Source organism: Reyranella sp., from assembly GCF_050185545.1.
Taxonomy (GTDB): Bacteria; Pseudomonadota; Alphaproteobacteria; order Reyranellales; family Reyranellaceae; genus Reyranella.
In genome coordinates this window covers 39,212-48,913 of the sequence record NZ_JBFWZI010000019.1, presented here as the reverse complement: position 1 = coordinate 48,913, position 9,702 = coordinate 39,212, and the positions used below count along the sequence as shown (strand labels likewise).

Annotated in this window: 10 protein-coding genes; 2 read left to right on the top strand and 8 right to left on the bottom strand. The window is 68.4% G+C overall.

Annotated features, from left to right (window positions below; all coding sequences use genetic code 11):
- Window positions 1-134: 134 nt before the first annotated feature.
- The gene (locus tag AB7O82_RS07780) at window positions 135-1,058 is read right to left on the bottom strand and encodes a fatty acid desaturase (RefSeq protein ID WP_428619089.1); all 924 of its coding nucleotides are present in this window, start codon (window positions 1,056-1,058) and stop codon (window positions 135-137) included.
- Window positions 1,059-1,227: 169 nt separating this feature from the next.
- On the opposite strand from AB7O82_RS07780, the gene AB7O82_RS07775 reads away from it, so the two are divergent.
- Complete coding sequence (locus tag AB7O82_RS07775) at window positions 1,228-1,518, top strand: hypothetical protein (protein ID WP_428548873.1); 291 nt, start codon at window positions 1,228-1,230, stop codon at window positions 1,516-1,518.
- 192 nt (window positions 1,519-1,710) lie between these two features.
- A complete protein-coding gene (locus AB7O82_RS07770; protein WP_428619086.1) occupies window positions 1,711-3,003 on the top strand; it encodes an O-acetylhomoserine aminocarboxypropyltransferase/cysteine synthase family protein in 1,293 nt (430 codons plus the stop codon).
- A gap of 164 nt (window positions 3,004-3,167) precedes the next feature.
- On the opposite strand, the gene AB7O82_RS07765 is transcribed toward AB7O82_RS07770, so the two are convergent.
- The 7 genes from AB7O82_RS07765 to AB7O82_RS07735 all read right to left on the bottom strand — a co-directional run bounded on the left by AB7O82_RS07765 (window position 3,168) and on the right by AB7O82_RS07735 (window position 9,693).
- Complete coding sequence (locus AB7O82_RS07765; RefSeq protein ID WP_428556468.1) at window positions 3,168-4,172, bottom strand: Bug family tripartite tricarboxylate transporter substrate binding protein; 1,005 nt, start codon at window positions 4,170-4,172, stop codon at window positions 3,168-3,170.
- A 131-nt stretch (window positions 4,173-4,303) separates the two neighbouring features.
- The gene (locus AB7O82_RS07760; RefSeq protein ID WP_428619084.1) at window positions 4,304-4,813 is read right to left on the bottom strand and encodes a DUF302 domain-containing protein; all 510 of its coding nucleotides are present in this window, start codon (window positions 4,811-4,813) and stop codon (window positions 4,304-4,306) included.
- A 134-nt stretch (window positions 4,814-4,947) separates the two neighbouring features.
- Window positions 4,948-5,334: a nuclear transport factor 2 family protein gene (locus AB7O82_RS07755; protein WP_428556473.1), complete on the bottom strand. Its 387-nt coding sequence runs from the start codon at window positions 5,332-5,334 to the stop codon at window positions 4,948-4,950.
- A 105-nt stretch (window positions 5,335-5,439) separates the two neighbouring features.
- Complete coding sequence (gene ccmI, locus AB7O82_RS07750; protein ID WP_428619081.1) at window positions 5,440-6,711, bottom strand: c-type cytochrome biogenesis protein CcmI; 1,272 nt, start codon at window positions 6,709-6,711, stop codon at window positions 5,440-5,442.
- Window positions 6,711-7,178, bottom strand: coding sequence for a cytochrome c-type biogenesis protein (locus tag AB7O82_RS07745; RefSeq protein WP_428540078.1), 468 nt, complete (start codon window positions 7,176-7,178; stop codon window positions 6,711-6,713). The genes ccmI and AB7O82_RS07745 overlap by 1 nt, the downstream gene beginning before the upstream one ends.
- A gap of 5 nt (window positions 7,179-7,183) precedes the next feature.
- Window positions 7,184-7,723 (bottom strand): DsbE family thiol:disulfide interchange protein, encoded by a 540-nt coding sequence (locus AB7O82_RS07740; protein WP_428619078.1) that lies wholly within the window; start codon window positions 7,721-7,723, stop codon window positions 7,184-7,186.
- Complete coding sequence (locus tag AB7O82_RS07735) at window positions 7,723-9,693, bottom strand: heme lyase CcmF/NrfE family subunit (RefSeq protein ID WP_428619120.1); 1,971 nt, start codon at window positions 9,691-9,693, stop codon at window positions 7,723-7,725. The genes AB7O82_RS07740 and AB7O82_RS07735 overlap by 1 nt, the downstream gene beginning before the upstream one ends.
- Window positions 9,694-9,702: the final 9 nt, after the last annotated feature.

Genomic DNA, 9,702 nt, shown 5'->3' with positions numbered 1-9,702 from the left:
CGTCGGGTAGACGATGACGTTGTCGCGCCGGGGCGACAGCGTGCCGAACGTCTTGTAGACGATGCGCGCGCCCTTGAGCGTACCGCCGCGCTGCAGGGAGAGATCACCGCAGTCGAAGACCCCTTCGCTGGTCCTCACGCCAGGCTCCGCACGATCTCGCGCTGGACCTGGACATAGCCCTTGCCGACGAACTTCAGGTGCGGCCGCAGCAGGCGGTGGGCCTCCGGGAGGTGGTGAAAGGCGATGCTCGGGAACAGGTGATGCTCGGCGTGGTAGGGCAGGTTCCACATTAGGAATCGCACCAGCGGATTGCTGAGCGTCGTGCGCGTGTTGGCGAAGCCGTCATCGGAGTTCGGGCAGAGCGTGTGCTCGCACAGCAGATAGAGCCGCAGCAGCGGCAGGCCGACCAGCAGCGGGATGAACCAGACCCACAACAGGACGTCCGTCCCCAGCGCGATCGAGCCCGCGATCAGCAATGCGTAGAAGGCGAGCAGCCAGCGGCCCCAGCGCTGGACCTCGGGCCACGCGGACGGATCGATGTAGGTGACGTTGCCGTGCCGGCCGAACGGGAACAGGAAGATGTCGCGCGCACGCAGCATCAGGAAGGGAATGGAGCTGATGCGGAAGAGGTACTGGGGCCATGTGCGCGGCGTGCCCGAGGTGACCAGCTCGGGATCGCGGTCGGGATCCTGGGTGTAGCGATGGTGGGCGTAGTGGAAGTGCCGGTAGAAGCCGGCGTTGTTCAGGATCGCGGCGCCCGAGAGGAAGGCGAGAAGGTCGGCCATCCAGCGCGTCCTGAACGAGCCGTAGTGCACCGACTCGTGCATCGCCCCGAACAGCGCATTGACGAAGATACCCTGCACGAGCAGCGCGGGGACAACCCACCACGAACCCCTGGTCGCCAGCACCAGCGCGCCGCCGGCGATCAGCAGCGCGACGTGTGCCGCGGTCTGCGCCAAGCCATGGCTGTCGGACCTGGTGGACAGGCGCTTCAGGATCTCCGGCGGCACCACCCGCATCTGGCGCGCTCGCTGACCGGTTACGACATAGGCGCCCACAGCCCCTCCTTTGCAGGCCTCCCAGCTTTTGCCGAAGCCTAGCATGAATCACGCCGGGCCGGGCCGTTTCCGGGTCAAGCTGTTGATTTCGCGAATCAAATCAAGATTGGAACTAGATTGCCTCAACGGGCGTTCATTCCGCAGCGCTTCCAAGAGAAAGGAGATATCCATGAGCGACTACATCCCCAACCCGCCCAATCCGGAGCGCGACCCACGCGCCTATGAGAAGTACTACGACAAGGCCGGCGAAGGCCGCGGGCTCGGTCTTGTGGTCGGCATCCTGGTAGCGATTGCCCTGGTCGCGGGCCTGTTGTTCTTCGCGGCGCCGAAGGGCGATCGCACCGACGTTGCCCAGCAGCCGGGTGTCGAGCGGACAACGCCTGCACCGGATCAGCCACGCACGCCCGCGCTGCCGCCGGCCCGTCCCGCCGCGCCGGCAACGCCGGATACCCAGAAATAGGCGGATCGGACGGCTGGCCAAAAAAGGCCCGACCACCGGCCGGTGGTCGGGCAAACAGGCATTGTCGTACGGATTTCACGCTACCACGACCGGGCGGCATCTCCGCACGCGGAAGATGCAGGGCTGCCTTGTCCGTTTGTGTGAAACATCGTCGCCTGTATAGTCGCCCCCCTCGACACGAGGGGAGTGACCATGGCGACCAACAGCAAGCACCCTGAGACGCTCGTTCTTCATGCGGGCTACCGCAGCGATCCGGCCACAAACGCGGTCGCCGTGCCGATCTACCAGACCACCAGCTATCAGTTTCGCGACACCCAGCACGCGGCGAACCTGTTCGGCCTCGCCGAGCTCGGCAACATCTACACCCGCATCATGAACCCGACCAACGACGTGCTGGAGCAGCGCGTCGCGGCGCTCGAGGGTGGTGTTGCCGCCCTGTGCGTGGGGTCGGGCCAGGCGGCGTCGCTGTTCGCGGTCCAGAACATCTGCCACGCCGGCGACAATCTCGTCGCCTCGACCGATCTCTATGGCGGCACCTGGAATCTGTTCGCCAATACGCTGAAGACGATGGGCATCGAATGCCGCTTCGTCGATCCGACCGATCCGGAGAATTTCCGCCGCGCCACCGACGCCAGGACGCGTTGCTACTATGCCGAGACCCTGCCCAATCCGAAGTTGAAGGTGTTCCCGATCGGCGAGGTGGCGCGCATCGGCCGCGAGCTCGGCATCCCGCTGATCATGGACAACACCGCGGCGCCAGTGCTTTGCCGGCCACTCGACCACGGCGCGGCGATCGTCATGCACTCGACCACCAAGTACATCGGTGGTCACGGCACCTCGATCGGCGGCATCCTGGTCGACGGCGGCAACTTCGACTGGGAGAAGCACAAGGATCGCTTCCCCATGCTGAACACGCCCGACCCGAGCTATCACGGCGCGGTGTGGACGCAGGCGACCAAGCCGATGGGGCCGGTCGCCTACATCATCAAGGCGCGGGTGACGCTGCTGCGCGATGTCGGCGCGCCGATGAGCCCGTTCAACGCCTTCCTGTTCATCCAAGGGCTGGAGACCTTGCCGCTGCGCATGCGCGTGCATTGCGACAACGCCAATGCCGTCGCCAAGCACCTCTCGAGCCACGCCAAGATTTCGAAGGTGATCCATCCGTCGCTGATGTCCGGGGAGGCCAGGCGCCGCGCCGACGCCTACCTGTCGCGCGGCTACGGCGCGCTGGTGGGCTTCGAGCTCAAGGATGGCGTCGATGCCGGCCGCAAGTTCATCGACAACCTGAAGATGTTCTATCACGTGGCCAACATCGGCGACGCGCGCAGCCTCGCCATCCATCCGGCCTCGACCACGCACTCCCAGCTCACCGTCGAGGAGCAGGCCCAGACCGGCGTCACGCCGGGCTATGTCCGCCTGTCGATCGGCATCGAGCACATCGAGGACATCGTGGCCGACCTCGACCAGGCGCTGGCGTCGGTGTAGCCACGATGATCGTTCCCCTCCCCAGGCGACGCTTGGGGAGGTGTTGCCGCCTTCGGCGAACGAGGGGGTCATTCTCTTCCGGACCGCGGGCGTCCCGCCCGCTCATGCCGTCATCCCACGTGGAAGCCGTATGAGCGGGCGGGACGCCCGCGGTCCAGAAGAAGTCAGATCTTGATGCCGGCGGTCTTGATGATCTCGCCGAACGACTTGGCCTGGCGGGCGATCGTCTCCTTGAAGGCAGCCGGCCCCAGGTAGCTCGCGTAGTTGCCGCTGGTCACCAGCTTCTCGTTGACGTCGGGCATCCCGGCGGCCTCGGCAATCGCCTTGGCGAGCTTGTCGGTGATCGGCTGCGGCGTGCCCTTGGGTGCCAGGATGCCGAACCAGGCATCGCCGCCGATCTTGCCGTAACCCTGCTCGCGCAGGGTCGGGATGTCGGGGCGCCCCGGCCAGCGCTTCTCGCCGACGATGGCGAAGCACTTCAGCCGGCCGGCGGCGATGTGGGGTAGCGTCGTCGGATCGAACTGCACCTGAATCTGGCCCGATAACAGGTCGTTGGTCGCCGGCGCGCTGCCCTTGTAGGGGACGTGCACCATGTTCACCCCGGTCTCGATATTGAACATCTCGCCATAGAGCTGGGTGATGGTGGCGAGCCCGGCCGAGCCGAAGTTGATCTTGCCGGGATTTGCCTTGGCGTAGGCGATGAACTCCTGGAGGTTGTTGGCCGGCACCTGCGGGTTGACACCCATGCCGATCCACGACGTTGCCGTGCGCGCGACCGGAATGAAGTCGGTCGCCGGATCGTAGGGCAAGGGCTGCAGATGCTGGGTGATGCAGACCATCGCCGTCGTGGTTGTGAGGAACGTATAGCCGTCGGGGGCGCTGTTCTTGACGTGCTCGGCGCCGATAGCGCCGCTGGCGCCGGCCTTGTTGTCGAACAGCACGCTCTGGCCGAGCAGGGAGCTGGCGCGCTCGAGCACGATCCGCGTGGTGATGTCCGATGGACCGCCCGGCGGATAGGGGACGACGACACGGATCTGACGCGACGGCCAGTCGCCGCTCGCGGATTGCGCCGACACGATCGCAGGCGCCGCAACCATGCCCGCCATCGACGCCGATACGAAAAGACGGCGACCGACGATCGTCCGAGCGCCCTTGCCATGACTGCTCATGATTGCCTGCTTCCTCCCAATGCTTTGTCTTCGCCGATCATACACGACGAACCGCGCCGGCCCTCGGGAACCGGCGCGGTCGAAATCGTCTTCCGGGATGCAGACGCTTGTGGTCGAGTGGCGTCGCCGCGCTACTTCCTGGCTGCGGCCGAGGCGATCGAGGCGGCGACCTCGTTTGCCATCTTGAGCTGGGCGTCGAGGCCGGTGAGGCCATGGCGCCGGGCGATCCAGTCGAAGTCGGTCCAGGCGATCATCACTTGGCCGGGCGCCTCGAGATAAACCAGCATGCGCACCGGCCAATCGAGGCCGGACTGCTGACGGCCGCCGACGAACTGCGTGCCGAGCGGCGGATTGCCGAACGTCAGCAGCACCGAGGGCTTGACGCCGGGCACGCCCGAGACGGCCGCGAGCGCGCCCTGGTCGACCTCGCCGAAGAACTGGATGCCCTTGGTGGCGATGTCCTTCTTCAGCCGTTCGACGGTTTCGATCATGCCGTAGCCCGAGGGCACGGCGATCACGCCGCCAGCGCTTGCGACGGCGGGCTTGGCGCCTTCGGCATGGGCCGGGGCGACCGGACTGCCGACCGCGAGAGCGAAGGCGATCAGGGCGGCGGAACAGAATTGGGCCAGACAGTTGGGCATGTGAGTCTCCAGAGTTGAATGCTGGAGCGACCCTGCCGCGTGACGCCCGACGGCTGAAATGCCGTTGCCCTATCGAGTCGATGCCTCGCGCGCCGGGAACTGGCCCGGCGCGCGAGGCAGCCGACCCTGCGACTTCAGGCCGGCATCTTGTCGATGAAGCCCACGACCGAGGCGAGCCGTCCGTCGGTTGCGAGAGCGCAGAAATCGACGCCCTCGACGATCGGCGGCCCGGCAGCCGGCCCGAGCGACCAGGAGAAGCGCACCGCGCCGTTGTGATGGTCGACCTTCGACGTCCGCTTCAGCACGAAGCCCGGGAACTTGCCCTGCACGCCAGCCAGCATGGCGTCGACGCCGGCATGGCCGTCGCTCTTCATCAGCGGGTCGCGATAGCTGCCCGCCTCCGCCCAGGCCCGGGCGATGCCGGCGCGCCGGCGGGCAGGATCGGTCTCGTTCCAGGTGGAGACATAGGCATCGATCACGGTGTCGACGCCGTTCGCGGTGACAGTGGCAGTGGTGGACATGGCTTCCTCCTTCGGATGGTTGGTCCGGGAGCGAGGTAAGCCCGCATGGGGTGGGGTGGCGATTGCCTGGGAGGTAATGAAAGGGGGCACTCGCTGAGCCGGGCGTTACTTGGCCGTCTCCGCCTCCCTAATCCGCTCCTCCAGCATCGCGCGGATCGGCGCGTCGGCCGGCAGCATGGCGAGCAGCGTCTTCCAACGCTCGGCCGCCGCCTTCTTGTCGCCCGCCGCGAAGGCGGCGGCGCCGAGATAGAACAGCGCCAGGCCGTTGCGCGGCTCGGCCTTCTCGAGGCGCTGCAGGACGGCGACGGCGGCGGGCGACGGGGCCTCGCCCGGCTTGAGCTGGCGCACGTGCGCCTCGGCCCAGTCGGCGAGCAGGCGGGCATCGACCGGCGCCAGCGTGTCGGCCCGGGCGTAGGCGTCGACCGCGTTGGCATTCTCGCCCAGCACCTTCCAGGCGTTGGCCAGGCGCAGCCAGCCAGCGCGGTCCTGCGGGTTATCCTTCAGGCGTGCAGCGAGCCCCTCGACCATGCCGCGGATCGCCTGCTGGCGCTGCTCGGGGGTCAGCGCCGCCATGGCATCCTGCTGCTCGCGCGAGGGCTGCGGCGGCGTGGTCGATTGGGGCGCCCCCGGCACCTCGATGTTGGCGGCCCGGGCGACGCGCGTGATCTCGGACCGCAGCATCGGCAGGTAGGGCGCGTCGGGCGGGCTACTGGCCTCGAGCGCGCGCCAGCGCTCGACGGCAGCGCGGCTGTCGCCGCTCTGCGCCTCGTGCAGGCCGAGATAGTAGACGGCGCGCGCATCGCCCGGCTGCATGGCGACGGCCTTGCGGAAGGCGGCGGCTGCGGCCGCCGTCACCGTGCCGTCGGCTTCGAGGGTCAACGCTTCGCCCAGCGCCGACTGCGCCTCGGCATCATTGGGCTGGGCCGTGACACGGTCCTGCGCCATCCTGACGAGGCGCGCGATATCCATCGGCTCGGCCGGCGCCGACGGCCGCGGCGCGCCGGCGATGGTCGGCGCCGCCGGCAGACCGGGTCGACCCATGTGCAGATAGAGCCCCAGCGCCAGCAGCGGGATTGCGAGCGCCAGCGCCGGCGCCAGCACCTTGTGCAGCAGGCTGTCGGCCTGGCTGGTCAGGCGGTTGGCTGATTGATCCGCCGCGGCAAGCGCGCGGCGCTCGATCTCGAGACGCGCCGCGTCCGCGTCCCTCTCGGCAATCGTGCCGGCGGTGCGCTCGCGCTCGATCTCGTCGAGCTGGTCGCGATAGATCGCGAGCTCGCCGTCGAGCCGTGCGGCCGAGCGACGCGGCGCGCGCAACAAGGGAATCAGCAGCGCCCCGACGGTCGCGGTGGCGAGCAAGGCGAGGACGAATTCCAGCATCAGGGCTTCAGCAGCGCGTCGAGGCGCTGCCGTTCCTCTGCGCTCAGCGGCTGGGGCGGCGTCACGGTCCGCCGCGTGCGGCGGCGCGCCGCGATCAGCAGGGCGCTGCCTGCCACGATGAGCAGGATCGGGCCGCCGAGCCACAGCACCAGGGTGCTGGCCTTGAACGGCGGCTGCAGCAGCACGTAATCGCCGTAGCGCGCCACCATGTAGGCGAACACCTGGTCGTCGCTGTCGCCGGCCGTCAGGCGCTCGCGCACGGCACGGCGCATGTCGCGCGCCACCTCGGCCGACGAATCGTCGATCGACTGGTTCTGGCAGACGACGCAGCGCAGCGCCTGGCCGATGGTTCGCGCGCGCGCCTCGAGCGCCGGATCCTTCAGCATCTCCGTCGGCTCGACGGCGAAGCAGGCGCCGATGAAGAGCACGGACGCGAGGACGAAGGCGCCAAGCGCCGGGGGAGACAGCAGTCTCACTTCGTCCCCTTCAGGAACGGCAGAATGGAATCGTTGAGGTCGCGCTCGGTGATCGGCCCGCGGAAATGCAGGCGCACGATACCGTTGCCGTCGATGGCATAGGTCTCCGGCACGCCGCTCAGACCCCAATCGAGTCCTGTCTTGCCGTCGAGATCGAGGCCGGCTGCCTTGAACGGATCGCCCAGCCGCTTCAGCCACTGGGTGGCGTCCTCGCGCTTGTTCTTCCAGGCGACGCCGATGATGGTCGCGCCCTCGCGATCCCTGAGCCGCATGAACAGCGGATGCTCGGCGAGGCAGGGTGCGCACCAGCTGGCGAAGAAATTCACCAGCACCGGCTTGCCGGTCCTGAGCATCGCGTCGCCGAGCGGCGGCTCGCCCGGCGTCAGCGCCGGCAGGTCGAGACGCGGCGCCGGACGGCCGATCATGACCGAGCCGATCGAGGCCGGGTCGCGTCCGGCCAGGAGGGACCAGGCGAAGAACCCCGTCATCAGCGCCAGCGTCATGAGCGGCAGCAGGAACAGCAGACGGCGGCTCATCAGCGGACCGTCGCCGGCCGCAGGCGCGAGGGCGCGCCGATGCGCAAGCGGCGATCCGACAGCGAGACGAAGCCACCGAAGGCGCACAAGGCGGCGCCCAGCCAGATCCACGGCGCCAGCGGATTGAGATAGAGACGGATCACCCAGCCGGAGTTCGCATCGCCCTCACCGAGCGTGGCGTAGAAATCGCGCAGCAGGTTGGTCTGGATCGCGGTCTCGGCGACCTGGCGGCGCTGGACAACGAACAGGCGGCGCTCGGGCTGCAAGGTCGTGTACGGCCTGCCGCCCAGGGTGACGGCGAGCGTCGCGCGTTCGGCGACGTAGTTCGGACCCTGCACGGTCTCGACCCGCTGCAGCGTCACCTGGTAGCCGGCGAAGCTCATACTCTCGCCGGTCCTCACCGTGCGGATCAGCTCCGTGTGCCAGGCACTCGTCGCCACGGAACCCAGCACAACAAAGCCCAGCGCCGTGTGCGCGATCGTCATGCCGAGGCTGGCGCGCGGCGTCGCCCGCAGTCGGCGCAGGGAGTCGCTGAAGGGCGCGGTGCCGAGCCGCAGGCGCTGCGCGAATTCGGCCACGCTGCCGGCGATCAGCCAGACGCCGAAGCCGAAGGCGATCGCCGCCAGGGCGGAGCGGCTGTCGACGACGATGGCGGCGACGATCGCGGCGATCACCGAGACGACGAAGGCGAGCCTGAGATGCATCAGGGCAGGCCACAGCTCGGCCCGCTTCCAGCCGAGGAACGGGCCGATGCAGAGCGCCGCGAACAGCGGCGCGCAGATCGGCACGAAGGTGGCGTTGAAGAAAGGCGGCCCGACCGACACCTTCGCGCCGGTCAGCAGGTCGAGGAACAGCGGGTAAAGCGTGCCCAGCAGCACCGTGGCGGCGAGCGTGCACAGGAGGAGATTGTTCAGGATCAGCGCGCCCTCGCGGCTGATCGGCTGGAACAGGCCGCCGCCCTGCAGACCGGGCGCGCGCCAGGCGTAGAGGGCGAGGCCGCCGCCGGTCACGGCGATGAGGAACGCCAGGATGAACAGGCCGCGCGCCGGATCCTGGGCGAAGGCATGCACCGAGGTGAGCACGCCGGAGCGCACCAGGAAGGTGCCGAGCAGCGACAGCGAGAAGGCCACGATGGCGAGCAGGACGGTCCAGCTCTTCAGCGCATCGCGCTTCTCGACGACGATCGCCGAGTGCAGCAGTGCGGTCCCGGCAAGCCACGGCATCAGCGAGGCGTTCTCGACCGGATCCCAGAACCAGAAGCCGCCCCAGCCGAGAATGTAGTAGGCCCACCAGCTGCCGAGCGCGATGCCGAGCGTGAGAAAGCACCACGCCGCCAGCGTCCACGGTCGCACCCAGCGCGCCCACGCCGGGTCGACACGGCCCTCGAGCAGGGCGGCGATGGCAAAGGCGTAGGTCACCGAGAAGCCGACATAGCCGAGATAGAGCAGTGGCGGATGGAAGGCGAGGCCGGGATCCTGCAGGAGCGGGTTCAGTCCATTGCCGTCCGGCGGCGCCGGCAGGAGGCGCTCGAACGGATTGGAGGTAAATATCAGGAAGGCGAGGAATCCCAGACCGATCAGCCCCTGCACCGCCAGCACGCGGCTGCGCAGCGTGTCGGGCAGCGTGCCGCCGAAGAGGGCGACCGCGGCGCCGAACAGCGCCAGGATCAGGGCCCACAGGAGCATGCTGCCCTCGTGGTTCCCCCACACGCCGGAGATCTTGTAGAGCAGCGGCTTGGCCGAATGGGAGTTGGCGACGACGTTGGCCACCGAGAAGTCCGACGTCACGTAGGCCTGGGTCAGCGACCCGAAGGCCAGGATGACCAGAAAGGCCTGCGTCAGCGCAGTCGTGCGGCCGAGCGCCATCAGGCGCTGGTCGCCTCGGGCGGCGCCGAGCAGCGGCAGCGTGCCCTGCACCAGCGCCACGCAGAGGGCCAGGATCAGCGCGAAATGCCCGACCTCGGGAATCACCGGCGCGGC

Coding starts and splice junctions, on each gene's coding strand:
- AB7O82_RS07775 (WP_428548873.1), top strand. CDS start 1,228: ATGAGCGACTACATCCCCAACCCGCCCAATCCGGAGCGCGACCCACGC.
- AB7O82_RS07770 (WP_428619086.1), top strand. CDS start 1,711: ATGGCGACCAACAGCAAGCACCCTGAGACGCTCGTTCTTCATGCGGGC.
- AB7O82_RS07765 (WP_428556468.1), bottom strand. CDS start 4,172: ATGAGCAGTCATGGCAAGGGCGCTCGGACGATCGTCGGTCGCCGTCTT.
- AB7O82_RS07760 (WP_428619084.1), bottom strand. CDS start 4,813: ATGCCCAACTGTCTGGCCCAATTCTGTTCCGCCGCCCTGATCGCCTTC.
- AB7O82_RS07755 (WP_428556473.1), bottom strand. CDS start 5,334: ATGTCCACCACTGCCACTGTCACCGCGAACGGCGTCGACACCGTGATC.
- ccmI (WP_428619081.1), bottom strand. CDS start 6,711: ATGCTGGAATTCGTCCTCGCCTTGCTCGCCACCGCGACCGTCGGGGCG.
- AB7O82_RS07740 (WP_428619078.1), bottom strand. CDS start 7,723: ATGAGCCGCCGTCTGCTGTTCCTGCTGCCGCTCATGACGCTGGCGCTG.